We start from the raw sequence: 25,256 nt of genomic DNA, 5'->3' as shown, positions 1-25,256 counted from the left end.
TTATAAGCGAACCCCCAGAAATGCCCCAATAAAAAATAAAAATCTTAGTTGTGTAACTAAAGTGACCAAACAATAAAAAATAAAATAGGAACTTTGTATAAAGACACAGAAACGGATTAATATAGAAGTACTTATAAATATTATGTTTTTTCAACACGTATATGATAAAAGTCTAGCGCAAGCTAGCTACGTAATAGGCTGTCAAGCCACCGGTGAGACCGTTGTAATCGATGCACAAAGAGATATTGATGTGTATTTGCGTATTGCAGACGAAAATAACCTCCGCATTACGCACATCGCTGAAACGCATATTCACGCTGATTTTCTTTGTGGCTCGCGAGAATTAGCATCGGTAACCGGGGCTAGGATGTACCTTTCCGATGAGGGTGATGCTGATTGGCAATATCAGTTTCCACATGAAGGATTGCGGGATGGTGATGTTATTAAGGTGGGTAACCTAAGTTTGAAGGTCATCCACACGCCCGGACACACTTCTGAAAGTATCTGTTTTTTGTTGATTGATCATCCAGCGACAGATAAGCCTGTTATGGTATTTACCGGTGATTTTATATTTGTCGGGGATATTGGTCGTCCGGATCTTTTAGAAAAAGCAGCTGGGCTGGTGGGAACAAAAGAAGCAGGAGTTAAACAGATGTTTCAATCGTTGAAAAAATTTGCAAGACTACCAGATTATATCCAAGTGTGGCCGGGACATGGAGCGGGTTCTGCTTGCGGAAAAGCACTGGGAGCGGTGCCTAGTTCTACAGTTGGATATGAAAAAAACCGTAATTGGGCGTTTCGTCGCCATAATGATGAACAAGCGTTTGCTGATTATTTATTGGCCGATCAACCCGAACCGCCAACATATTTTGCGATGATGAAGCATCTGAACAAAGTCAATCGTCCATTACTGATAGAGGTTCCGAAACATCCAAAATTATCCAGAGCAGAATTTTTGGCTGCCTATCAGAACGGACTCATCATTGTGGACACACGCAATAAGATCGATTATTCGAGAGGATTTATCCCCGGAAGCTTAAATATACAGGGCAATAATTCTTTTTCTACCTGGTGCGGCTGGCTCCTCGATTATCAGCGACAATTCATTTTAGTGGCCGAAGAGGACGGCATGGAAGACTTGACGCGAAAGTTGATGCGTATCGGTATGGATAATATGTACGGATACATTTCCGATATACATGATTTGGGGCTGAATCTGGAAACGGTAGATGTCATTTCTATAGAAGAATTTGAGGCGTACGTTGGTAAAGAGGATGTGCAGATCGTTGACGTACGTGGCGCTACCGAATACGAAGCCGGGCACATAAAGGGAGCCCATCATGTTTTCGTAGGAACGCTGCAGGATAATCTCGATAAAATCAGCAAAGACAAACAGATTGTTATCCATTGTCAGGCAGGTGATCGTTCCACGATAGCTTATTCTATTTTAAAGAGAAATGGGTTTAATAAGATCAAAAATTATGCAGGAGGAATGAAAGAATGGAAACAAAAGGGAAATCCTGTCATCTAAGTTATAATAGGAGATACGTAATATCTTGTAAATTTGTAATTAAATAAAACGCTGAAAATGTTAGAAATCTTAAAACAACCGTGGCCTTGGTATATCGCAGGACCGTTGATTGGGCTTACGGTGCCCACCTTGTTGCTATTAGGCAATAAGTCGTTTGGAATCAGTTCGTCGTTACGCCATATCTGTGCTGCATGTGTCCCCGCGAAGATTCCTTTCTTTCAGTATAACTGGAGAAAAGAAATGTGGAATCTATTTTTTGTCGCTGGTATTCTATTGGGTGGTATTGTTGGAGCTGGAATACTTGGCAACCCCAACGCTATAGTCGTGAGCCCGGCATTGATGGAAGAGCTTGTAGATTATGGTATAACGAATTATAACAATTTGATCCCCGAAGATATTATGAACTGGCAATCGTTGTTTACAGTAAAAGGATTTTTTCTGATGGCAGTGGGTGGTTTTTTGGTCGGATTCGGTACGCGCTACGCAGGTGGCTGTACAAGCGGGCACGCTATCATGGGACTGTCTAATCGTCAATGGCCGTCACTTGTAGCCACGATATGTTTTATGATCGGAGGTTTTATTATGGCGAACCTAATTTTGCCATACATACTGTTACTTTAAACAAAAATAGAAGATGGGTTACAAAAAGATAGATTTGGAAAGCAAAGCATATCAAAATGTCAAGTACTTGATAGTGGGAATACTTTTTGGGGTTATTTTCGTTAAATCTGAAGTTATTAGTTGGTTTCGTATACAGGAGATGTTCCGTTTACAGTCCTTCCACATGTACGGAATCATCGGCAGCGCTGTATTGGTTGGAATGATATCTGTTTGGTTAATTAAAAGACTCAAGATTAAGACTATAGACGGTGAACCAATCCGTATTTCTCCGAAGAAATTCAATAAAGGTCAAATATATGGAGGATTGATTTTCGGATTTGGATGGGCGATCACTGGGGCTTGCCCCGGACCATTGTTTGCACAAATTGGTACAGGAGCCACCGTGGTTACGGTGACTTTGCTGAGTGCTATCGCAGGTACATGGTTTTACGGCTATCTAAGAGAAAGATTGCCTCATTAGCAAATTTGGCGTCGTGGTGAAAACTTTTTTTCTCTAAAATGCTTATATATTTGTAGCTCCTGTTCGCTACGTTTTAATAAATAAGATAAAAAGAAACAGCATGACATTTCAAGAGATAATAAATCAAGATAAACCGGTACTGGTTGATTTTTTTGCCGAATGGTGCGGCCCTTGCAAGACGCAAGCACCAATATTAGATGAATTAAAGGTGAGGGTAGGTGAGGATGCCGCTATTATAAAAATAGATGTGGATAAGAATCCCCAAGTCGCGTCAAACTTGGGGATACGTGGCGTACCCACCTTGATCCTTTTCCAAAAAGGGGAAATACGCTGGAGACAGTCTGGTGTTTTTCCCGCAAATGAGCTCGAACGACTAATTAAAGAGAATCTTTAAAAATACCGTTCGACAAATTTCGCATAAGCATCTAATACTTGTCTTAAGAAATCAGCAGTATCCTCGTTGGTTAAATTACCACTGTCGTCAAACAGGTTTTGTACGTTCGCTAGATAAACCTCTGGCTGTTGCAGCACCGGCATATCCAGAAAAACAAGCGATTGCCGTAAATGGTGGTTTGCGCCAAAACCGCTTAAATTACTAATGGATGACGAAATGACCAGCGTTGGTTTTCCCTGCCATGCGTTTTGTCCATAGGGCCGGGAACCAACATCTATTGCATTTTTTAATACCCCTGGTACGGACCGATTGTATTCTGGCGTAATGAAAATAACGCCATCTAACGATTTTATTTTTTCGCGAAAAGGGGCATAGGATGTGGGGTTTTCACCTTCGTCAAAATCTTGGTTGTACAAAGCGAGGTCACCAATTTCAATACGCTCCAATGTATAGCCCTCTGGCGCACTTCCCATAAGAAAATTAGCAATTTTTTTGTTGAAGGATCCCTTTCTTAAAGACCCCACGATTATACCAATTGTTTTTTCTGCCATGATAGATATGATTTTGTGTCTTAATCATAACAAGTATCCGTAGCAGATGGTTTTGAAAACTTATCGCTACTTAACCTCTATATCAGATCCGTCTCCGGGCGATGGCTCTTCCGTTTGTTGTTCGTCCGACGGAGGAACAACCTCATCCTTCCGCTTTTCCACGGTAATTTTACACTCTGTAAGAAGAGCCGCTAATGCGCCGACCGCAGCGAAGATGGGGGCGAATACCACACCTACTACGCCAATGGTGACGGGAAAACTCATGATTTCTTTTCCGGATTTATCGGAGATACTGATTTTAGTCACGTTACCTTCGGCAATAATCTCCTTGATTTTCTTTAACAGGTTTTCACCGTTGACAATAAATGTTTCTTTGAATGACATAATATACTTGTTTTAGATAATATAATGAATAACAATTTCTGCTATACTTTGTTCAGTGCATACGGAGTTTCTCCAGCATCTGCACGCGGATATCTGTTTGGTGTCGCAACAGTCTATCGTAATCCGAATCATTATCGGTTAATTTCATGACCAATACAAATAATTCAATGGCAAGAAAAAAGAATAAGAAAAGTAAATAAACAAATAATCCTATGGAGGAAGAAGTTACCACATCATGCAATAAAGTCAGTTCGTCCAGAAAGCCAGTTGAAGCTTTCAATTCCTGTTCCTTTCGTTCTTTAATTGACGTAATGGACGCTGCTAGCGCAAACTTTTTGTTTTGTAGCGTTTCGATCTGTTTATGCAACTGCTCCATTTCCAGTTTTTTAGGATTTTCCATGACGGATTTGTTCGTCGATTGCGTGCTGTTCACTTCTTTGCCGTCGCTGTCCCTTGTAATACTACGATTTGTATAAGACGTTACGATAACCGGATTCTTTTTCAGGTCTTCGCTTACTGTTTCGTATCGAGCGTTAGCTGTCGCAATCATGGTATCCAGATCTTGGATTTGTTTCTGTAAATCTTCTTCTGATCGTTTAACCGCGATTTTTACCCGCTCATCCATTACTTGTGCTTTGCGCAATTCGATGTCATCTTTGAAGGTAATCTGATCCATAATAAAAGCTCCTAGGATAGACATCACTAAAGCAAGAAGTATGCGGAATAAGCTAGACCAAGTACTGACACGTGTCGATAGAATGATAATCCGTTCGATCTGGATGACAACAAAACCCATCAATATCCCACCTAATATCCCGCCCCAAGTTGCTAAGTGGAGATAGCGCGTTGCAAAACTATAACCAATGAAAAACCATACCAAAACAATAAGCAACATGGCAGAGGTATATTTTTTTACGTTTTTCGCCGATTGCTCACTGGAGTTTTTAACGAGATTGTAATTGAAACCCGTTAGAAAACATCCGAATTTTAACCACCCGTCTTTCATGTGTTAAAATTTTTTGGTTAATAAATAGGCTTGGGTAATAGACGCCATGCCTTTCATAAAGCCTCGTTTGTAGGATAAGATTGCACGTTCACACAAACCCGTGTTCGTTTGTACAGCCTGCTCAAATGCTTTTACCTTTTCTATATGATCCAAAAGGTCCGATTGTTTGATTCTTAATTCATCAACTAAATCGATCAATCCGGCGCGTTCCCGGGAATGTATATGAAACTCGATATCTTTCATGAGGGAATCATGATATGTTCTGACCTGATGGATTAAAATCTCCAGATCGTATTTAATCAATTTTATATTGTCGTTTCGGTAGCCTTCATCGGGGCTGGTAAGTGCGTCATTATATCCTCGCGTTTCAAAATCCTGTTGTAGGTAATTATAGATGAGGAAAATACCTTGTCCATCATGTATAGAAGCTCCGTTGAGCTGAGGCTTACTATTCGCTGATACCGTCTCTGCGTTAACGGGTGGAGCTTCTGCTGCATGCTGTGTATCTTTGCTCTTTCTAAAAATTGTAAACCATCTCATTTGTTTCGTGTTTATAGAAACAAAATAAGGAGAAAAGAGAAAAAGATAGGAGGGGATTTAGGTAAGTAAGTCCAAAAAATAGGTGAAAGCCTCCTTACAGTCGGTGAAAGACACCCAAACTATACCATCGTCCAGGCATCGGAATAGCACTTGTTTCGATATACGTAACGTCAAAAATGTTTTGTGCATCGGCGTACACCGAAAGAAATGGAAAATTATAACCAATTCGTATATCGGTCAAGAAATAAGATTTGTCTGATATTCGCTGATGGAAACGATTGGCTACCGAAGCATTCCAAATGGTATTGTTTGCCATGAAGAGCAACTTCGCCTGGTGTTTTAAATTTTCCAGATGGTATTTGGATGTGAGCCCTTCTGTTTGTTCTAAGGATGCATGCAGATAGTTATAGCCCAGATTGACCCTGTAACGGATGTCATTATGCTGAAACGTGTAAAGAAAATTGGTATTTATGCCATGTATTTTGTTTTTACCTATATTAAATGGCTGAAAAGGATCATTCATATCTGCTCTTATCCAATCGATAAAGTTTCGGATGTTCCGATAAAAATAGCCGCCATGGGCAATAAAATTTGTGCTTTGGAATTTAATGGCGCCTTCGGTTTGCCAAGCGTCCTCTGAGAATAAATCAGGATTGCCGATATTTCCCGGACGTTGGTTTAAGTAGAGATCGGTAAAAGATGGGATACGCTGGCTTGATCCGGTGTTGAATACTATTTTCCATTTAGGCGCAAAGCTATAGCCCAGGTCGATACCTGGATAAGCCTGCCAGCCATATTGCGTGTTATAATTAATGTATGCACCCACGTTGATGGTCATGTTTTTTAACTGTTCGGTTCTAAATTCTGCGTAAGCACCATGGTTATTTCGATCATGTTTGCCCATATTAGAACTGGCAATACGGTCAAAACGAGATTCTAAACCGAGTCCAAAATCTCCAAAGGCAGTGCGATATTGACTGTTTAGCTCCATTGAAAAGGCATTTGTGTAATGGAGAGAACGGGCCGACGAGAGGTTGTGCTTGAAATACCGGTAATCATCCTCATTATACCGATTTGTTATACGTGGATTAAGATAGAAACCATCGGAAAGTTGATGTTGTGAACCGACAGAGGCGAATATCGTTTCAACGATTTCTTCAGACTCTCTATCTCCGGGGGCGGCATAGAAGCCATTAGCGCCAAAACGATTATACATATAGCTACCAAGCCATTCCATCTCATTCTTATCATCTATCGCTAGATTCCCTTGATAAAATATTTTATCGTTCTGTGAAGCGGTATTGTATCGTTGTCCATTAGATTTTTCTTTGTTATAGTATAACTGATGTTGATGCTTATCGCCAAACCAAGCCGCGCCTATTTGTGTACCGGCATGATAATAAACACCGTTTTTATCCTCTTCGTCCCTGTTTTTAAACGAGCTTCCGGTATATACATTGGCCTGTATCGCGCTTTTATCTACTTTCTTGGTGATGATATTGACTGCCCCCGTTAGCGCATTGATACCATAAACACGTGCCGCTGCGCCTCGAAGCACTTCTATTCTTTCGATTGCATCCAAAGGAATTGGAAGATTTAGACTATGATGGGCCGTTTGCGGATCGGAAACTTTTGCTCCATTGACCAAAACCAATGTCTGTTCAAAGCTCCCGCCATCGATACTTATATCTGCCTGCGCACCGAAAGGGCCACGTTGTCGCAGGTCAACCCCGTTTAAAAGCCCGAGTACTTCATTCAGATTTTTGACCGGTAGTTGTTTGATCTGTTCAGCACTTAAAATCTCTACATTTCTATTGTCTTTACTAAAGGGAATTTGCAATCGGTTTGCGTGAACAATCACTTCTTGAATACTGTCTGTTTTAACTTCTTGAGCTCGTCCCAGCAAAGGAAAAAATATTACCGCTAATAATATTCGGTTACTGTATTTTATTTTCATCTGTATATAATTTGTTTTTTAATGGTGATGAAGCTATCAGATTTTCCACTAGTGTTTGTTTTATATGTGTTCAAGAGCTCGCAAGCTCGGTTTATTTATTCCCGTTTGGGGGTTGAATAAATCATGATGGTTTCATGCAGCAAAAGTATTATCTTTCCGGATTGTTATATGGTTCCAATTTTAATAAGATGAGTAGTCCGGTTTTAGATTTATTTTCCAGTTTTGTTTTTATTGACAGGACATCTATGCAACCTATATATTTACAGGTTTCCCAACAGGTCATAAATGCCGTTCAGCGTGGATACCTATTGGTAGGTACGAAACTACCCGGAACAAGGGCCTTGAGTGAAGTACTGCAGGTGCATCGCAAGACAGTTATAGCTATTTATAATGAGTTGGACGCCCAAGGATGGGTCGAAGTGAGACCAAACAAAGGGACCTTTGTCGTTAATCAGTCGCATCAAGTGAAGATAGACAAACCTTATCAAAAACTGGTTTCACTAGCGAGGTATCCGGATCGTACGGGCTTTTCATTCCGTCAATCTCCCGTTTTGGATAATCCTTTCGAATCGTCCGATTGCCGTCTGATTTTTAATGATGGACAACCAGATATACGTTTAACACAAATGCAACAGCTTTCCCGCTCGTACAGCGCTTCCATGAAACGGAAACCCAATTTGAGGCGTCTAACAAGATACCAAGCTGAGGGAAGTGAATATTTTAGGGAACAATTGAGTAACTATTTGAATTTTTCGAGGGGGCTGCACATCTCAAAAAGTAATCTACTCATCACCCGCAGCGTGGAAATGAGCTTATATATTATTTCGCAGATTTTGCTTTCAAAGGATGATCATGTTTTAGTGGGGGATTTGAGTATGTTTTCTGCTAATATGGTTTTTCAAAAAATGGGTGCGAGGGTACTTACCATTCCCGTCGATGAGAAAGGTATCGATGTAGATTATATCCGCACACATTTTAATCCAGGGGAAGTGCGTATGGTTTATGTCACGCCGCATCACCATTATCCGACAACGGTCACCTTATCCGCCCAACGGCGAATTGCCCTATTACAATTGGCGCAAGAATACGGTTTTGTTATCGTGGAAGATGATTATGATTATGATTTTCAATACGAACAGACGGCGGTTATGCCATTGGCAAGCGGCGATGTTGATGGGATGGTGGTATACATAGGGTCATTTGGAAAATCGCTCGCGCCAACTTTTCAGACAGGCTTTGTCGTAGCGCCGGATAACCTAATCGCGGAAATGCGTAAGTATTTAAGCATTATTGACCAACAAGGGGACGTGATTATGGAACAGGCTTTGGCCGAAATGATAGCGGAAGGAGAGATTCACCGGCACCTCAAGAAATCCTTAAAAATATACCGTGAACGCCGGGATTTGTTCTGTGAAATTTTAGACACGTGTTTTAGTGACGTAGTAACATTTAAAAAGCCTTCAGGAGGATTGGCCCTGTGGACGACTTGGAATAAATCGCTTTCCCTCCTTCAAGTAGCAAATCTTTGCCGAAATCAGGATTTATTTATTCCTAAGAACATTTTGTACCAAAACAGTACATTGTCGGCGATGCGATTAGGCTTCGGCCATTTAAATGAGATCGAAATAGAAGAGGTACTAACGATATTACGGAGAGGAGTGGAGAAAATAAGCTAATGCCATTCCTCCCGACCTATAATTTTTTCGTGTTGAATGTCCGATTTTTCTTCCTTTTGATCACCATTAAACTTGCCTTTTAGGGCGGGCTGTCCAGCATCCACCCATGCGGAAAACCAAAAGGAACCCGTCCGTTGAACAGATTTTCGCATACGTTCTTCTACCATTCCCTGCATACGTTGATGGTATGCGCGGGCGTATGCATCTGAATACGTGGAGATAAGTACGTTGTTACGCGTTATATAACTTCGTTGTAGATGTTTCGGGAAAGTTTCGGAAAGTTCTTTTTCTAATTGTAAGACAGCATCTACCAGCGCGTTACTCTCTCGTATAATGGTCCATGCCGAATCAAGCGGACTATCGAGGTAATAGGCTTTGCCAACGAAAAGATTATAGTCTTCACCAAACATTTCTGGCAGTCTGGTTTCCCAGAATGCATGGATACCAATTTGTCCAGTCAGTTGGCCATTATAGTTCTGTGTGGTATGGAGTGGTACGTGCGCATCCGATACATAGTGACCGAGATCGGCAGAATGACGGATAATGGCAACGGTGTTGTTTTCCCGAAATGCCTTGACCAATTTCTGGTAAGTAAAATAAATTTGCCAAGGAACGATTCCTCTTGCCCGTAATTTACGTTCGTGGTATTTTGCAGTGGCTTGACTCCAATGTATGGGTATCGAATCCATATTACCCGCCTCGAATTTTTCTACATCAATAAAATGTCGAGGAGATTCCAGCGAATCGACATAACATCTTTTATCTGCATCGACGGCTTTTTCCGTAATCAGGTTAATGTGCTTTTTATAGAACGTGGCCAATTGGGTAGGTAGCGTAAACACCGCTACGTGATTAATTTTTTTGTGTGCATAAAATCCCCATGAGCTAAGTATCAGCATAAGGAGCATCCCCAAAAGGTAATAAAATTTATTGTACATAATTCACTTGTATAGATGGTTTGTTCTAAAGATAATAAATTTAGATGAAAAGTAGGTCCTCTGTTTTTCGAATTAATGGAAAATGTGTACTTTGGGTACTTAAATTAAAGCGATATAATGAAGATATTGTACGCAGTTCAAGGAACGGGTAATGGTCATCTATGTAGAGCGTTGGACATTATTCCTATATTGCAGACACTAGGGGAAGTAGATGTGCTGGTTAGCGGCATCCAGGCAGATATAGAGTTGCCGTTTCCGGTCAAATATCGTCTGCACGGTTTGAGTTTTATCTTTGGAAAATCGGGAGGAGTAGATTTGTGGCGGACGTTTATGAGTTCGACCGTTCGAAGATTTATTAAAGAGATCAATAGCCTGCCTGTTGAAAAGTACGATCTCATTATCAATGATTTCGAACCGATTTCTGCTTGGGCCTGCCAAACCCGTGAAATTCCGTGTATTGGTTTAAGTCATCAAATAGGTGCGTTACACCCTGCGAGTCCTAAACCAGACGAAACGGATATGTTGGGTAAGTTTATCATGAAGAACTACGCCCCTTCAAATATAGCATATGGATTTCATTTTAAATCATACCACAACAATATCTACACGCCGGTAATTCGGGAATCTGTTCGCCAGCTTGACCCAAAGGACGATGGGCATTATACCGTTTATCTACCTGCATACGATGACGCGCATTTGCTGAAAAACCTTTCTAAGTTTCCGGATGTAAAATGGGATGTTTACTCCAAGCATAATAAAAAGAAGTTTACGGTGAAGAATGTGACTATTAATCCCATAAGAAGCGATACCTTTGTGAGCAGTATGGCGAATGCCTCAGGTATATTATGCGGCGCTGGATTCGAGACGCCTGCAGAGGCGCTCTTTTTGGAGAAGAAATTGTTGGTAGTACCCATGAAAAATCAGTACGAACAACATTTAAATGCCGCGGCTTTGGAGCAAATGGGCGTTCCGGTAATCGGTAGTTTAAAGAAGAAGTTTGACTATGCTATCGAGGCATGGTTGAACAGTAAGATCAAAGTCACGGTTGACTATCCTGATATGACGAGAGAAATTGTGACGAATATAGTAGAAAAACATAAATAATGAATATAAAGCAGATTGGTTTTGCCATGCTGGCAACAACATTTACGAGTGCGTTGACGGCACAAGCACAGGTCTTAAAAACAGATACAGATTCTGTCTCCTATGCATTAGGGAAAGATGTGGGTTCTTCGCTCACCAGCAACGGTATAATACTTAGTTCAGAAAGTTTTTTACGAGGTGTACAAGATGCTATAGCTGGGAACGAAGGACTAATCGGTGAAGAGGAAGGAATACGGATGATCAAGACTGCGTTTGCAAAAGCTGCCGAGGAAAGAATTGAGGGATTTAAGAAAGAGGAAACGGCGTTTTTCGATACAATCAAGAAAAAGTCTGGCGTTCGGTACTTTGAGGATGGACTTTATTATGAAGTGATACAAGAGGGAAGTGGAGCAAAACCAACGCGAGATGACGAAGTAACGGTGCATTATAAAGGCGTGTTAGCGAACGGAAAGGTTTTTGACAATTCCTATGAGCGTGGAGAACCTTTGAATATTGATCTGGCTAACGTTATTCGAGGGTGGCAGCTGGGTATCCCGTTGATGTCAAGCGGGGCGAAGTACAGGTTGTATATCCCCTCTACATTGGGATATGGTGAACGGGGGGCCGGGGCAGACATACCTCCCTACAGTCCGCTGATTTTTGAAATTGAATTAATAGGAATAAAGAGTCAGGAAACGGTAATGTAATCGTGCATCGTGCACACTCCAAATTCATTAGTAGTAATAATGACAGCGTTAACGAAATTAGGTCATTCAGAACTAAAAATAGCACCCATCGGTCTAGGGACAATGTCGCTTAAATACGGCGCTACAAAACAAAACATAGAAGTTTTGCAGCATGCCTTTGATTTGGGTATCAATTATTTCGATACGGCCGACCTATATGAGCGTGGTATGAACGAAGATATGATCGGTCAAGTGCTGGCACCCATGCGTGATAAAGTTATTTTAGCGACCAAAGTGGGCAATCAGTGGCGATCAGACGGTAGTGCATGGGACTGGAAAGCTTCCAAATCATACATTATCAAAGCTGTAGATGCTTCGTTGACCCGACTGAGCACCGATTATATTGATTTATACCAATTGCATGGCGGGACAATAGACGATCCGATCGATGAAATTATAGAAGCGTTTGAGCAGTTGGTGAAAGACGGCAAAATTCGCTACTACGGGCTTTCTTCTATACGTCCAAACGTGATCAAGGAATATGCTACAAAGTCTAATATGACTAGTGTCATGATGCAGTATAATCTGTTAGATCGTAGACCGGAGGAAATCCTTCCTATATTAAAGAGCAAAAATATTTCTGTCATCAGCCGTGGGGCACTGACACAAGGGGTGCTGATTGATAAACCCGCTAGGAGCTATTTGCAATTGACTTCGGGAGAGGTAGGACACGCAAGACGGAACGTAGAAAAACTCGCATCGTCGTTAAAAGTAAGTAAAACACAACTACTATTGGCATACGCTCTTGGTCATCCTGCCGTGGATATCGCTGCGGTAGGTGTGCGTACTTTGGCGCAGCTGAATGAGTTAAAAGAGGTGATAGAGCGGCCGGTCATATTGGCTGAAAACGACCGTGCAGCGCTGGAGCAGGGTATTCGTAAGTTGATATATACGGAGCATTTGTAAAGGTAGAGACTCCCGCCTGGCGTCTCTACAGTAGTGATATTCAATCGTAGTTTTCCAATCTTGATTTAGGATAGGATAAATTGTACTTCGGCATAGAATTTCACCTCTTCACTGACCATAACACCACCTGTTTCTAGGGCGGTGTTCCATGTTAATCCAAAATCCGGTCGGTTGATTTTGCCATAGACCGTGTAGCCCACTTTTTGGTTGCCCCAAGGGTCCTTTGCGGACCCACCGTATTTCGCTGTAAACACGGCGGTTTTGGTGATGTCTTTGATCGTCAAATCACCTGTCAAATTAAACTCGTCGTCACCTGTTTTTTCAATTTCAGTTGTTCGAAAGTTTATACTAGGATAGGTACTTGCATCGAAAAATTCAGCACTTCGTAGATGCTCATCCCGCGACTCACTTTTGGTATTGATCGATGCAGTTCTTATTTCGACACTGACGAGTGCTTGGGATAAATCTTTAGGACTACCATCTACTTTAACGTCAAAATCTAGAAAAACTCCTTTGACGTTGGATATCATCATATGTTTTACTTTGAATTCTAGTTCGCTATGCGCTCTGTCTAAATTCCATTCGGCCATAAATCTATTTTGTTTTTATTACTGTATTTAAGCAATACAAATATCATTCGAATATTGTTTGTGCTCATTGATATATGTTAAGAAACGAAACAAGTTTAGAACAATGATGTCTGTCCTGAATCCTCGAGATTAACGTCGTCAGGGTTTGTGATCTCGAAGCCTATGTTATCGCCCTGATCGTCCTGTGCAACAGCCGCCTCTTCATTTTTTTCCGCCGTAACTACATTGTCCGCATCCTTTTGTTTTACAGTGTCTTCAATCTTGTCTGTTTCAGCAGTATCCGTTGAAGAAAGTGTCTGATCACCTAGTTTCTGTTCTGCTTTTTCGGTAAGATCGACTTCCTCGGTAAGCAATTTAACTTTCTTGACGGTATGGAACGAAAGGCGGTTACCTTGTGCTCGCATACCTTTGACGTCTATAATCTCGTTCAACGGTTGTTCTAACATCTCTGGTGTCTGGGCCTTTCCTTTTAACAAGTCGACGCGAACTACGGGTTCCGCACCGTTTGTCAGTAAGATCAGCTTAGAGCCAGCAGCTTCGTTGATAAACGATATGCGCTTGCCAATGGGTTGGTCGTCGAACTTAAAACGTTTTACATAGTAGGTTCCCGACTTACCATCTTGATGAACGGCCGTGTACACGTGTTCCGGCATAAATTTTTCCATCCGTAAAACACTGCTGTCAAAGTGATTGCTGAGATCAAAGCTGGAGAAGTCGTAGGTGCCATCTTGGTATACCAATAGGATTTTGTCATCGCCATCAAATTCACCGAGGTAACGACCACGTTCGTCCGCATTCAAACGGCGAAGGACGTCGTCAAACCATATTTTGCGTCCGGCAAGTGTCGAAACTCCAGCATTTTTAAATATCACCTTTTTTATAGGGTATTTGGAAACAATATTCCCTTGTGAGCCCCGTCCCTTGATAGCAATTTCTGCAAAATCAAGATCGAAGTTGAGTTTACGCAATTTCGAATGGGGCTTGAGTTGTATGTTAACAATTTCCGCTTCTCCATTCGGATTCGCTGTAAAATAAAGAACTTTAGAGCCTTTGGTTCCTTTGCTAATGTCATATTCTTTATCGCGTGTTACAGCGGTGACCGCAAAGCGTTTGGTATAGCTAGTTCCTGTCGTACCATCTTTATAGATCGCATTATAGATCGTACGATCGTCACCTTTTTTGAAGACTGCGACGTGTATAATGTCTTTTCCAACGAATACTTTGTCTTGTACTTTCGTCACGGAATACTTGCCATCTGCGCGGACGACAATAATATCGTCAATGTCGGAACATTCCGATACAAATTCATCTTTACGCATGCCGGTTCCGATAAAGCCTTCCATACGATTCACATAAAGTTTGGCGTTGGCAAGTGCAACTTGTGAGGCTTCCACTCTGTCGAAAATACGGATTTCGGTCTTACGCTCCCGGCCTTTGGCGTATTTGCTGCGTAGACGTTCGTACCATTCGATCGTAAATTCAGTTAAGTTTCGAAGATTCTTTTTGACCACTTTGATATCATCTTCTAACGCTTTCATTTGCTCGTCTGCTTTCTTCACATCAAAGCGCGTGATACTACTCATCGGTTTATCTATAAGTCTTTTATAATCCTCAGGAGTTATAGCACGATAAAATTGCGCAAAGAATGGTTCGAAAAGGCTATTTAAGACTTTGACAACCGTGTCGAAGTCTCCTGCATGTTCATAATCAGCATGTTTGTACATGCCTTCTTGAATGAAAATCTTAAGCAGCGAGCTGAAAAATATTTTCTCCTGCAATTCATGAAGCTTAATTTCGAGCTCCAGTTTTAAAAGTGCCTTCGTTTGTTTCGTATTCGCGATCAAGATGTCATTCACACTCATAAAGTGTGGCTTGTTATCGATGATGACACAGGTATTCGGCGAAATCGATGTTTCGCATGCTGTGAAAGCGTAAAGGGCGTCTATCGTTACATCTGGAGAAATACCCGATGCCAAATGCACAATAATTTCTACATTTTCAGCGGTATTATCTTCGATTTTTTTAATCTTTATTTTGCCCTTTTCGTTAGCTGTAACGACACTTTCTATTAGCCCGCCGGTGGTTGAGCCATACGGAATTTCCGTAATTGCTAAGGTTTTTTTATCCCGTTCTTCAATTTTAGCACGAACCCGGATTTTTCCGCCACGCCGTCCTTCATTATAATTGGAAACATCCGCAAAGCCGCCTGTAGGGAAATCGGGAAATAAATTAGGACGTTCGCCTTTCAACACCTGTATAGAGCCATCGATCAACTCGATGAAATTATGAGGCATGATTTTGGTTGCCAATCCCACTGCGATACCTTCTGCTCCCTGTGCTAATAGGAGTGGAAATTTCACAGGCAAGGTAACGGGTTCTTTGTTTCGCCCGTCATAGCTTAATTGCCATTCGGTCGTATCAGGATTGAACGCCACTTCGTTGGCAAATTTAGATAAACGGCCCTCGATATAGCGCGGTGCAGCTGCAGAGTCACCCGTAATCGGATCACCCCAGTTTCCCTGACAATCAATCAGTAAATCTTTCTGTCCCAGCTGTACCATGGCGTCCCCAATGGACGCATCACCATGCGGGTGATACTTCATGGTATTCCCGATCACGTTCGCTGCCTTATTGTAGCGCCCGTCGTCCATTTCCTTTAAGGAATGGAGGATACGGCGTTGCACCGGTTTAAAGCCATCATTGATATGCGGTACTGCACGGTCCAGAATAACGTAAGAAGCATAATCCAAAAACCAGTTTTCATATAAGCCTGATAGCGGTATCGTTGTCGAACTTAACTCGTGTTCTTGATTATCTGTGTTTTGATCTGGATTTCCGTCCGCAAAATTTGTGTCTTCGCTCATTTAAATAAAATAGCTTTATTTTGATACAGTTGTTTTACTCTGAAAGTAGGTAAAAGTACGAAAAAACGAAGAACCCAAAAAGAAAATTAGTGTTACTATTTGTTCCGTGTATGATGATGACAGAAATTATAGTGATATGTTTTTGCATAGTAAGATACTATGGAGCTGAATATCGATAGATTGCAAAATTGTAGCGTTCTAATTTTGCTACGTAAAGTAAGTCTTATTTTTTGATCGATAATATAGAAAATTGTCGCAGTAAACTTTTGCCTAGTACGGCAACAAATTGTTTTTTGATGGAGCCTTTGAATAATATTAAAGGCTGTTTTTGGTATAAGAAAGCCGTAAATAATGTCTTTTACCCTATCCATGTCAGAAAAAATGTGTATGCCTCGGGTTGCTATTAAAGCAGCGAAAAATCAGCTTCCTGAACATCGCTGGAATTCGTGCCGATAAACAGCTTAAATTCTCCGGGTTCTGCAACAAACTCGAGCTTATTATTGTAGAATTTCAAATCTTCTGTCGTAATTTCAAAAACCACATCTTGGCTTTCGCCTTTTTTAAGGAAAATCTTCTGGAAATCTTTAAGCTCCTTCACTGGACGGGTAACCGAACCGACCAGATCGCGGACATAAAGCTGTACAACTTCCTCGCCATCGTAATGACCATTATTGGTAACACGAATGGTGGCGATAATCTTTTCGTCAGCTTTCATGCTGTTTTTGTCTAACCGGATATCACCGTAAGTAAATGTCGTATAGCTTAAACCATAGCCAAAGGGATATAGCGGTTCGTTAGTAACGTCTAGGTAGTTCGAACGGAACTTTTCGAACCAAGCTCCTTCTGCCAATGGACGTCCCGTGTTTTTAGCGCTATAATATAACGGGATCTGTCCCACATTCTGCGGAAAGGTGGCTGGTAGTTTTCCCGAAGGATTCACATCGCCAAAGAGGACATCAGCCACGGCCTTGCCGGTTTCTGTACCGCCAAACCAAACATTCAATATCGCGGGAACATGTTCATGCTCCCAGGTTAACGTTAGTGGTCTTCCTGCAAACAAAACCAACACAACGGGTTTACCTGTTTTCAACAAGGCTTCTAATAGTCTTTTTTGGGTATTCGGAATATCTAAATCCGTGCGACTGGAACTCTCGCCACTCATTTCAGACGACTCACCTAAAGCTGCTACGATTACATCCGCCGATTCCGCTACCCTTAACGCTTCTGCGATAATTTCAGTTTCCGGGCGTTCATCTCTTGGTATGGCGCGGCCGAACATGGTCGCGCGTTCTTGATACACTGCATCCGATAGGAGGTTGGCCCCCAAATGCTGTACGATTTTAACCTTATCATCCAAAGCGGCTTGCATACCCTCTAATAGACTAGGGGTGTTCTCCAGATCTGCACTAACACTCCAAGTGCCCGGCATATTCGCGCGGGTGTTTGATAACGGGCCAATCAGCGCAACAGTGCCGCTTTTTTTCAATGGTAGGGTGTTGTTTTCGTTCTTTAACAGTACGAAGGATTTGCCTGCGATTTCACGTGCTTTCGCTAGATGGGAAGGGGTGAGCATGCTATTCTTCGCACGTTCTTCACTACAGTAACGAAAAGGATCGTCAAAAAGCCCCAATTTATACTTTGTCTCTAATATGAGCCGACAAGCTTCATCAATTTCCGTTAGGGTCACCTTTCCTTCGTCTAACGATTTCTTTAATGTAGTAAGAAATCCTTCGCCTACCATGTCCATATGTACACCGGCTTTCAGGGCTAATGCAGATACCGTTTGCAAATTGCCCAAGCCGTGATCAATCAGTTCATTAATCGCGGTATAGTCGGTAACAACCATTCCGTTGAACCCCCACTGATGGCGTAAAACGTCGGTCATCAGCCATTTGTTTGCCGTGGCAGGTACACCATTAATGTCGTTAAAAGATGTCATGACCGTCCCGGCACCAGCATCAATGGCGGCTTTGTAAGGTGGAAAATATTCGTTATACATACGATGTAAACTCATATCGGTTGTATGGTAGTCCCGTCCAGCTTCGGCAGCACCGTAAAGCGCAAAATGCTTTACACATGCCATTAGGGTATTATGTGCTGTGAGATCATCACCTTGATACCCTTTGACCATTTCTGTTGCTATGCACGAACTAAGGTAGGTATCTTCACCACTTCCTTCTGATATTCGTCCCCAACGCGGATCTCGGGAAATGTCTACCATCGGCGAGAAGGTCCAGTTAAGTCCGTCTGCACTGGCTTCTACAGCTGCGATACGCGCGGATTCACGGATAAGTTTCATATCCCAGGTGGCAGCCAAACCTAGTGGAATTGGAAACATGGTTTTATATCCATGAATGACGTCCATGCCGAAGATAATAGGGATGCCTAAACGCGATTGTTTAACGGCTAACGTTTGGGCAGCTCTGATTTTGGCAGGTGACGACATACTGAAGATTCCTCCGATCTCGCCGGCTTTAATTTTGGTTTCTACACCGGTAGACACGACTGATCCTGTAACGGCCTCGCCTCCTGTAACTAGATTCATTTGCCCTATTTTTTCCGCTACCGTCATGTCGCTCATGAGTTCTGAAATGAACTGATTCATTTTGGTATCGGTTTGGGCATTTGCGCTTATACTACTGGTTATTGCGATACTGAGTACCCATGTTGTGATTTTTTTCATCAATTTATTATTTTCTTTATACGGGAGCGTCTCTCACTATATTTTTATTTATTCTATTTCTTGTATTGGGGATAAATCAGAGATACCATTTTCATTAAATGCTTCAATAGCAAAATAATACGTTTGGTCGGTGTTCAATGATTTTAATAGTAGTTTGTTATCTCCATAAACCATCCAAGAACTATACAATTTATCCGGTGCGATGCCCCATCTGACGTTATAACCTTGCACATTCCGCTGTTTTGCCCAATTGATGGAAATATCGCGCTTGTCGGTGTGTCTGTCTAAGTGAAAATTTTTCACTTCCGTGGGTTTTTGCCCCTTCCCAAGACCAAAAATGCGGATTTCAGACATAGCCAGATGCGGGGTAGACACCTCGATATTTTTGTATCGAACATAGCGCGTAGATACAGGCGATTCCAGTTCGATGTAATCGTTGGGCGTATCGTTAAAACTTTTACTTTTATCTATGATAACGAACCAGTTTTCACCATCAAGAGAGCCTTCAATGGTATACCGATGTCTTAGTCCCTCGATTCTACCATACATATCGGATTGGTAATCGGCGTAGTTTATTTGTATGGCATACATAGCTGCCTGCTTTTCCAGATCGATGATAACCCATTGTTTATCGTCATTGCTTTCGGCAAGCCACGACGTTTTGGCTATTTCATCGGTTAATGCAGCTTTGTCAAAATCTTTCTGTATAGAAGATACACTAACGGGCTTATTGTAAGACAATAACATCCATCCTCTAAATCGTCCACCTTGATTGGGTACGGAAGGAGCGTAACGGGGATAATCACCAAAATAGCTATCCGTATACATGATTCCGTCTTCATCGAAGAATGTGGGGAACATACATATGCGTCGTTCCCACGTCATATTGACTGAATAGTCCATCGTCGCAAAATGCCAGTAATGACCACCGGGACCTAATACGGTACTACCGTGCCCTGCACCGTTCATATAGCCTCCCGGTTTGTACGACACGGGGTTATGTATTTGATAAGTATATGGTCCTAGCGGCTGGTCAGCTACATATACGCCATCACCATAAACGTTAAATTGTGTTCCGGGAGCTGCATATTGCATATAATATTTGCCATTATGCTTCGTAAGCCATGGGCCTTCTATATATCCGCCCAATACCGTATCCGTGTGGTTTTCGCCAAAGCGTTCCCAACCATGTTTTTCTGGTTCAAGGTTAAAAAGTTCTACAATGACGGAGTCCGCGATGAAACGTTTATTTTTATCTAGTTTGCGCCCTCGGATGGGAAATTTGTTTGATGAACCCCAAAACATATAAGCCTGTCCATCGTCGTCAATAAATAAGTTGGGATCCTGCAGATTATTGATAATCCCCGGAACGGCCTTCCAATTGCCTTTCTTCGGGTTATCTGTATAAAGTACACTCATGTGCCCAGATGGATTGCCAGTGACGTATAACACGGAGTCTTTGTAATTATGGGCTGCAGGCGCATTGGACCCTTCAAAATACCAGTTTTCGGGTGTAATGAAATGCCAGTTTTGCAAATCTGTAGAATGCCAGTAGCCCATCGATCGGGTAACGAACATGTAGTACTCGCCCCTGAATTCCACAACAGCGGGATCGGCACCAGATCGATAAGATATATTGCGATGGGAATTGTAGATCATGTAGGTATAATCCAAATTGAGCGGATTGCAGTAAGTGTCCATACGCATATTCTGGGCGTGTACTGATGTGGTAATCGCTATGGAAAATAGAAGTAATAGAAAATTCCTCATAAATTTATCTTTCATTTTCATCATGTTTATCCTCGTCCACCTCATACTGTTCTCGCAAGTGATGCAGTTCATTCTTTAGCTTCTTAGTAATTTTTTTGGTGCCCGTTTTCCCATATATATTGTTCATTTCTGTGGGATCATTCTTGAGATCATATAACTCCCAAATATCTTCGTTATAAAAGTGTATGAGTTTGTATCGCTTCATCTTGACGCCATAGTGAGCGCGTACACTGTGAAAACCCGGAAACTCATAATAATGATAGTATAACGATTTCCGCCAATCACGTGGCTTCTTGTTGTTTTCCACGAGCTTTTTGAAAGAGACTCCTTGCATGTCATCTGGAATCTCGATATGGCACATATCCAATAACGTAGGTGCAAAGTCGATATTCTGCGTCAGGCCGTCCACCTTTGTTCCTGGTTTGATGTGCTCAGGATAAGACATCAATAACGGCATGCCAAAGGATTCCTCGTACATAAACCGTTTATCAAACCATCCATGTTCGCCGAGGTAAAACCCTTGGTCGGATGTATAGATGATGATTGTGTTCTTATCCAATCCACTGTTTTTTAGGTAATCCATGATCTCGCCAACACTTTCGTCTACCGATTTGACGGTGGCTAAATAATCTTGCATATAGCGTTGGAATTTCCAGATAGCTTTTTCTTTTTCGGTGCGCTCTGTCGTATAGTAGTCGTTGTTACGATCTCTGTAAGCCATAAAAAAACGTTCCCGTTCTGCTGTTGTCATAGTCTCTAAAAAAGCATGTGGCCAAGGATCGTATAACAAAGAGTCTGAATTGATACCGGCCACCATCTTTAGGTCGTGTCCTTCGTACATATCACGATAGATGTTCATTTCCTGTTTTGAAGCGGCGTATCGACCTTCGTAGTCATCAAAATAGGTTTCGGGCACGGGAAAGATGGTGTTTTCATAGCGCTTGTAGTGCCGTTCGGCTGGTACCCAGTTGCGATGGGGAGCTTTATGGTGCATCATTAAAAAAAACGGTTTGTTTTTATCTCTACTTTCTAACCATTCTTTAGTCAGATTAGTAATCAGATCAGTGACGTAGCCCATACGGCGAACGGTGTCCTGTGCCGTGATGAAGTAGGGGTTGTAATAATCTCCCTGGTCGTTCAGTATTTCCCAATGGTCGAAGCCCGTTGGTTTCGAAATGAGATGCCATTTTCCGATGATAGCCGTTTCATAACCGTTTTGTTGTAGGATTTTCGGCAGTGTTTGTTGCGTACCATCGAAGCCCTTGTTCCCATTTCGCATAAATCCGTTTTTATGGCTGTGCTTACCCGTTAATATCGCCGCTCGGCTCGGACCACAAATAGAATTGCTACAATAATTATTCACGAATAGGGCACCTTCCTGAGCTATCTGATCGATATGCGGTGTTGGCGCGATTTGCGAAACGGGATGGCCATATGCACTGATAGCTTGCTCCGCATGATCGTCGCTCATGATAAATATGACATTCGGACGTTGTTCCAATTTTTGGCCATACATACATAGCGTTGTCATCAGTGTTACGCACAGCGCTATAAAAGGTTTTATTTCCGTCTTTTTTAACATGATATAATTAAATTATTGTTGCCGTTAGGGTGTTGAAAACCCTAGCTTTTGTAACCCTTCTTTTACATCCGGCGCACCCATGAAGAGATTCCAGATGAAAGCATCTTTATAGTTTTGAATCATCACGACCATAGGTCCTTGATCAATAGCAAGATAACGTTGCGGATACCAATCTTCGGTTTCGCTATAGGCGTCATAAAATCCGTATTTACCCCAAACCTTATCGCCGATGCTATCTTTTAAATAGCGCATGAATCTGATGCTCTCTTTCGGCGTATAGGGAACGGATGAAATTGCTGCTGTAGGAGAGATGACACCTGTAGGATCATTGTCTGGATGGTGAGCATTATATCCATTTGTGGAATAACTCGCTGTCCATCCCCAGCCTTTATCCGCTCCGTATCCCTTAAATTGTTTTGGGTTGTCTTCTGCATAGGCGATATGAATTTTAGTGTGATTGATCACTACATCCTGATAACTGGCGTATTGATCAGATAGTCCATTGGGGTTTAGTCCTAAAAATGAATAGTGCGACCAGAAAAGCGGCCCGACTTCACCTTCTTTGGAGTTGTGTTTTAGTATGGTGGGAATATCGTATTTCATTACCGATGACTTAATCCTTCCCTCGCGGGCCCAACCTTTGTGATAGGCGGAAGCTGGGATGGCGTGGGTAGGAGAGGAAGCACCCAAAATGTAAGCAATCATGCATTCATCGAATCCTTGAATAGCATGATTCATGCCCCACCCATGCTTTGGGCTCCAGTGCCAGTAAAGCACGTCTTTGCCGTTTCGGTAAAAATCCCAGTTAATACCTTTCCATAACGCATCGGCTTTAGCGGCTATTTTCTTCTCCTCATCATCGCCGTTTTTATAAAATTCGCGGATACATACAAGCGCCTGCGCCATAAATGCTGTCTCGACAATATCGCCTCCGTCATCATTTTCACTAAACGCTTTCGGTTCACCGGTATCACCGAAATACCAGTGTGACCAGGCGCCTTGGAAGCGTTCGATCGTATCTAAAAAAATCAGTGCTTTTTCGATACGTGCCAGTCCTTCTTCTTTGGGGACGAATTCATTATGTATTCCCACTAAAATAGCCATGAGTCCGAAACCACTTCCGCCAATAGTAACTACGTTCTGATCGTTTTTAGGATAGTCACCGTCGATGTGGATACGCTCCCTGGCTAAACCGGAGTTAGGCTCAGCACCATCCCAGAAATATTGGAATGTTTGTTTTTGAACGAGGGTGATTAATGAGTCGTCGGATAATGCTTCGCTTGGGATTTCGGCATCTGCCCTGGTGTCGTCTTCTGTTTTGGGAGCAGAACAATTTATGAGCAGCAGACTTAGTACGATCGTGGATGTTAAATAGGTGAACTTCATTATTAAAAATTATAAGCTGTAAAATTAACTATCGGATCCACTGTGAACCCGATAGTTGGTAAAAGGGTATCAAATATCAGTTTGACGGTTGGATGCGCATCGATGTGATATAGAAAAACTTAGTGCCGTTCGTATTATTCGGTCCAGCGCCGATAGTGACCGTGATTTCTCCGTCAGCATTCGGTCTTATACCGTTTGTACACGCTATATCGGTACTATTATTTGACGTATTTAAAAGCGTCGTTTTTTCGTTGGCACCCTTAGCTGTATAGAATGTCTCCCGATTATCACTTACATTGTTTCTTGATCCATAATAACACAGATCGTACGACTTTTCGGGATCAAGCCCATAGAATCGAACGACACTTTTTTCGATCAGCATGCCGCCGAAAGCGCCACCTGCGTTACCAAAGTACGAGCGTCTGGCTACACTTTCCGGCATATTAAAGTCAGTGGTGGTTTGTGCTACGCCATCTGTATTAACTCCGTTAAACCGTTCCTCAATAACGAATGAAACACCTGTAAATTCGCCATGATGATCACGTAGGTTTGTAATGGAAAATCCATCAAGCGGACTGGTCACACCATTCCATCCATCTGCCCCTGCTGCCTGTCCGAAATCAAGATAAATCGGATCAATAAAATCAAAACTGCCGCCCCAATCTTTGTAATTTACCATATCTGTAACCTCCAACGGTGTGGTAATGGCCGCATGGGCAGCGTGTTGCGCAATCTCGGCTTCATAATCCGACATGCCGGCCGGCTTGTAGGAATTGCCAATAACGCTTTGCCCGGTGATGGCTTCAAACCATACACAGGCGGCGGTGTATCTGCCGATGCCATTGTTTAAATGGTAACCATCACGGGTGACGTTGTCGCCGATAATACTCGTTCTGACGTTTTGAATGGCGGTTCCGGCCGGAACAATGAAATCGATATCCACCAAATCTTTGGCGCGATCAACTGCATCAACGATAGCTTCGTACATTTTCATCTGGTCGTTGTCGTAGTTGGGAAATCCTGCATGCGTAGAGTTCTGGGCGTAAGCCCAAGTTTGATGCAATAAAAATTTTGCGTCTGGATTTTTTGCCCGTGGGGCGACGTAATCAAATATAAAGGGTAATCTAGCCGCCCATGTATTGTATAACCCCGAGCTGTCGCTTACCTGTTGAAAGCTAATATGCGTCCAGTTTTCTTCTGAAAGTGCCCGATGTATCGTGTATCCTGCGGTTGTTGTTTTTTCTCCATCGCGGTTAACTTTTCGAAAGCTGTATGCGTCTCTGTTTTGTCTAATGTTACTTTCGTGATTGTAGAACGAAGCACCCCCGATGTATAGATTACCTATGGTGACTGTTATACCTGCCGCATCGAAAAGTCCGTATAGATGTTCTTCCAACGCATCTTCGGAGAAGCTATTTCCGATAGCAAGAATGCGTATGCTGCCATCGTCCTCAGGATCTGGAATGATCTCGCCCATGGTCGGGCGTTCCATTTTCTGGCAAGAACTAAACGTAAAGGTTCCGGCCAGCACGCCAAATAGCAGTAATAAACCGGTGTATATATGTCTTTTCATGTTATAATGCTTAAT

21 protein-coding genes are annotated in these 25,256 nt (G+C 42.2%); 8 read left to right on the top strand and 13 right to left on the bottom strand.

The window, feature by feature from the left end:
* Positions 1-142 precede the first annotated feature (142 nt).
* The 4 genes from C5749_RS03860 (at position 143) to trxA (ending at position 3,006) form a co-directional block, all read left to right on the top strand.
* The gene (locus C5749_RS03860; RefSeq protein WP_105723180.1) at positions 143-1,531 is read left to right on the top strand and encodes an MBL fold metallo-hydrolase; all 1,389 of its coding nucleotides are present in this window, start codon (positions 143-145) and stop codon (positions 1,529-1,531) included.
* A 57-nt stretch (positions 1,532-1,588) separates the two neighbouring features.
* On the top strand, positions 1,589-2,152 hold the full coding sequence (locus C5749_RS03855) for a YeeE/YedE family protein (RefSeq protein WP_105723178.1): 564 nt from the start codon (positions 1,589-1,591) through the stop codon (positions 2,150-2,152).
* A gap of 13 nt (positions 2,153-2,165) precedes the next feature.
* A complete protein-coding gene (locus C5749_RS03850; RefSeq protein WP_105723176.1) occupies positions 2,166-2,612 on the top strand; it encodes a DUF6691 family protein in 447 nt (148 codons plus the stop codon).
* Between the two features lie 100 nt (positions 2,613-2,712).
* Positions 2,713-3,006, top strand: coding sequence for a thioredoxin (trxA, locus tag C5749_RS03845; RefSeq protein WP_105723174.1), 294 nt, complete (start codon positions 2,713-2,715; stop codon positions 3,004-3,006).
* Here the strand turns inward: trxA and C5749_RS03840 are convergent.
* The 5 genes from C5749_RS03840 to C5749_RS03820 form a co-directional block, all read right to left on the bottom strand.
* Positions 3,003-3,557, bottom strand: a complete 555-nt coding sequence (locus C5749_RS03840) for an NADPH-dependent FMN reductase (protein ID WP_105723172.1) — start codon at positions 3,555-3,557, stop codon at positions 3,003-3,005. The genes trxA and C5749_RS03840 overlap by 4 nt on opposite strands.
* Before the next feature lie 66 nt (positions 3,558-3,623).
* Positions 3,624-3,941, bottom strand: coding sequence for a DUF4342 domain-containing protein (locus C5749_RS03835; protein WP_105723170.1), 318 nt, complete (start codon positions 3,939-3,941; stop codon positions 3,624-3,626).
* 52 nt (positions 3,942-3,993) lie between these two features.
* Positions 3,994-4,947 carry a DUF4407 domain-containing protein gene (locus C5749_RS03830; RefSeq protein WP_105723168.1) on the bottom strand — a complete coding sequence of 318 codons (954 nt, stop codon included), beginning with the start codon at positions 4,945-4,947 and terminating at the stop codon, positions 3,994-3,996.
* Positions 4,948-4,950: 3 nt separating this feature from the next.
* Complete coding sequence (locus tag C5749_RS03825) at positions 4,951-5,487, bottom strand: hypothetical protein (protein WP_105723166.1); 537 nt, start codon at positions 5,485-5,487, stop codon at positions 4,951-4,953.
* A 94-nt stretch (positions 5,488-5,581) separates the two neighbouring features.
* Positions 5,582-7,444, bottom strand: a complete 1,863-nt coding sequence (locus C5749_RS03820) for a TonB-dependent receptor plug domain-containing protein (RefSeq protein WP_105723164.1) — start codon at positions 7,442-7,444, stop codon at positions 5,582-5,584.
* A gap of 134 nt (positions 7,445-7,578) precedes the next feature.
* On the opposite strand from C5749_RS03820, the gene C5749_RS03815 reads away from it, so the two are divergent.
* Positions 7,579-9,120, top strand: a complete 1,542-nt coding sequence (locus C5749_RS03815; RefSeq protein ID WP_245893607.1) for an aminotransferase-like domain-containing protein — start codon at positions 7,579-7,581, stop codon at positions 9,118-9,120.
* On the opposite strand, the gene C5749_RS03810 is transcribed toward C5749_RS03815, so the two are convergent.
* A complete protein-coding gene (locus C5749_RS03810; RefSeq protein WP_105723162.1) occupies positions 9,117-10,058 on the bottom strand; it encodes a zinc dependent phospholipase C family protein in 942 nt (313 codons plus the stop codon). The two genes, C5749_RS03815 and C5749_RS03810, sit on opposite strands and share 4 nt — an antisense overlap.
* A 117-nt stretch (positions 10,059-10,175) precedes the next feature.
* Here C5749_RS03810 and C5749_RS03805 point away from each other — a divergent pair, with 117 nt between their 5' ends.
* From C5749_RS03805 to C5749_RS03795, 3 genes are read left to right on the top strand one after another with little or no spacing between them, the layout of a single operon-like run.
* Positions 10,176-11,162: a glycosyltransferase family protein gene (locus C5749_RS03805; RefSeq protein ID WP_105723160.1), complete on the top strand. Its 987-nt coding sequence runs from the start codon at positions 10,176-10,178 to the stop codon at positions 11,160-11,162.
* Positions 11,162-11,848: a BamJ family beta-barrel-assembly machinery protein gene (gene bamJ, locus C5749_RS03800; protein WP_105723158.1), complete on the top strand. Its 687-nt coding sequence runs from the start codon at positions 11,162-11,164 to the stop codon at positions 11,846-11,848. Before C5749_RS03805 ends, bamJ begins: the two co-directional genes overlap by 1 nt.
* A 39-nt stretch (positions 11,849-11,887) precedes the next feature.
* A complete protein-coding gene (locus tag C5749_RS03795) occupies positions 11,888-12,793 on the top strand; it encodes an aldo/keto reductase (RefSeq protein ID WP_105723157.1) in 906 nt (301 codons plus the stop codon).
* Positions 12,794-12,858: 65 nt separating this feature from the next.
* Here C5749_RS03795 and C5749_RS03790 read toward each other — a convergent pair whose 3' ends face one another.
* The 7 genes from C5749_RS03790 to C5749_RS03760 form a co-directional block, all read right to left on the bottom strand.
* Positions 12,859-13,383: a YceI family protein gene (locus C5749_RS03790; protein WP_105723155.1), complete on the bottom strand. Its 525-nt coding sequence runs from the start codon at positions 13,381-13,383 to the stop codon at positions 12,859-12,861.
* 95 nt (positions 13,384-13,478) lie between these two features.
* On the bottom strand, positions 13,479-16,247 hold the full coding sequence (locus C5749_RS03785) for a DNA gyrase/topoisomerase IV subunit A (protein WP_105723153.1): 2,769 nt from the start codon (positions 16,245-16,247) through the stop codon (positions 13,479-13,481).
* A gap of 403 nt (positions 16,248-16,650) precedes the next feature.
* Positions 16,651-18,930: a beta-glucosidase BglX gene (gene bglX / locus C5749_RS03780; protein ID WP_105723151.1), complete on the bottom strand. Its 2,280-nt coding sequence runs from the start codon at positions 18,928-18,930 to the stop codon at positions 16,651-16,653.
* 48 nt (positions 18,931-18,978) lie between these two features.
* On the bottom strand, positions 18,979-20,715 hold the full coding sequence (locus C5749_RS03775) for a family 43 glycosylhydrolase (RefSeq protein WP_219847889.1): 1,737 nt from the start codon (positions 20,713-20,715) through the stop codon (positions 18,979-18,981).
* Entirely contained in the window at positions 20,705-22,282 is a 1,578-nt protein-coding gene (locus C5749_RS03770) for a sulfatase family protein (RefSeq protein ID WP_105723149.1), read from the bottom strand. The genes C5749_RS03775 and C5749_RS03770 overlap by 11 nt, the downstream gene beginning before the upstream one ends.
* Before the next feature lie 24 nt (positions 22,283-22,306).
* Complete coding sequence (locus tag C5749_RS03765; protein WP_105723147.1) at positions 22,307-23,668, bottom strand: glucoamylase family protein; 1,362 nt, start codon at positions 23,666-23,668, stop codon at positions 22,307-22,309.
* 76 nt (positions 23,669-23,744) lie between these two features.
* Complete coding sequence (locus C5749_RS03760; protein WP_105723145.1) at positions 23,745-25,241, bottom strand: DUF4886 domain-containing protein; 1,497 nt, start codon at positions 25,239-25,241, stop codon at positions 23,745-23,747.
* Positions 25,242-25,256: the final 15 nt, after the last annotated feature.

Source organism: Sphingobacterium gobiense (assembly GCF_002980575.1).
GTDB classification, from domain to species: Bacteria; Bacteroidota; Bacteroidia; order Sphingobacteriales; family Sphingobacteriaceae; genus Sphingobacterium; species Sphingobacterium gobiense.
Note: the sequence above shows the minus strand (reverse complement) of the source record. Positions and strands in the feature narration are given on the sequence as shown.

Excerpts from the sequence above, each read along its gene's own strand:
- C5749_RS03760 (WP_105723145.1), bottom strand. The coding sequence starts at position 25,241 with ATGAAAAGACATATATACACCGGTTTATTACTGCTATTTGGCGTGCTG.
- trxA (WP_105723174.1), top strand. The coding sequence starts at position 2,713 with ATGACATTTCAAGAGATAATAAATCAAGATAAACCGGTACTGGTTGAT.
- bamJ (WP_105723158.1), top strand. The coding sequence starts at position 11,162 with ATGAATATAAAGCAGATTGGTTTTGCCATGCTGGCAACAACATTTACG.
- C5749_RS03820 (WP_105723164.1), bottom strand. The coding sequence starts at position 7,444 with ATGAAAATAAAATACAGTAACCGAATATTATTAGCGGTAATATTTTTT.
- C5749_RS03855 (WP_105723178.1), top strand. The coding sequence starts at position 1,589 with ATGTTAGAAATCTTAAAACAACCGTGGCCTTGGTATATCGCAGGACCG.
- C5749_RS03860 (WP_105723180.1), top strand. The coding sequence starts at position 143 with ATGTTTTTTCAACACGTATATGATAAAAGTCTAGCGCAAGCTAGCTAC.
- C5749_RS03770 (WP_105723149.1), bottom strand. The coding sequence starts at position 22,282 with ATGTTAAAAAAGACGGAAATAAAACCTTTTATAGCGCTGTGCGTAACA.
- C5749_RS03815 (WP_245893607.1), top strand. The coding sequence starts at position 7,579 with ATGCAGCAAAAGTATTATCTTTCCGGATTGTTATATGGTTCCAATTTT.
- C5749_RS03850 (WP_105723176.1), top strand. The coding sequence starts at position 2,166 with ATGGGTTACAAAAAGATAGATTTGGAAAGCAAAGCATATCAAAATGTC.
- C5749_RS03805 (WP_105723160.1), top strand. The coding sequence starts at position 10,176 with ATGAAGATATTGTACGCAGTTCAAGGAACGGGTAATGGTCATCTATGT.
- C5749_RS03825 (WP_105723166.1), bottom strand. The coding sequence starts at position 5,487 with ATGAGATGGTTTACAATTTTTAGAAAGAGCAAAGATACACAGCATGCA.
- C5749_RS03765 (WP_105723147.1), bottom strand. The coding sequence starts at position 23,668 with ATGAAGTTCACCTATTTAACATCCACGATCGTACTAAGTCTGCTGCTC.
- bglX (WP_105723151.1), bottom strand. The coding sequence starts at position 18,930 with ATGAAAAAAATCACAACATGGGTACTCAGTATCGCAATAACCAGTAGT.
- C5749_RS03790 (WP_105723155.1), bottom strand. The coding sequence starts at position 13,383 with ATGGCCGAATGGAATTTAGACAGAGCGCATAGCGAACTAGAATTCAAA.
- C5749_RS03840 (WP_105723172.1), bottom strand. The coding sequence starts at position 3,557 with ATGGCAGAAAAAACAATTGGTATAATCGTGGGGTCTTTAAGAAAGGGA.
- C5749_RS03795 (WP_105723157.1), top strand. The coding sequence starts at position 11,888 with ATGACAGCGTTAACGAAATTAGGTCATTCAGAACTAAAAATAGCACCC.
- C5749_RS03835 (WP_105723170.1), bottom strand. The coding sequence starts at position 3,941 with ATGTCATTCAAAGAAACATTTATTGTCAACGGTGAAAACCTGTTAAAG.
- C5749_RS03785 (WP_105723153.1), bottom strand. The coding sequence starts at position 16,247 with ATGAGCGAAGACACAAATTTTGCGGACGGAAATCCAGATCAAAACACA.
- C5749_RS03830 (WP_105723168.1), bottom strand. The coding sequence starts at position 4,947 with ATGAAAGACGGGTGGTTAAAATTCGGATGTTTTCTAACGGGTTTCAAT.
- C5749_RS03810 (WP_105723162.1), bottom strand. The coding sequence starts at position 10,058 with ATGTACAATAAATTTTATTACCTTTTGGGGATGCTCCTTATGCTGATA.
- C5749_RS03775 (WP_219847889.1), bottom strand. The coding sequence starts at position 20,715 with ATGAAAGATAAATTTATGAGGAATTTTCTATTACTTCTATTTTCCATA.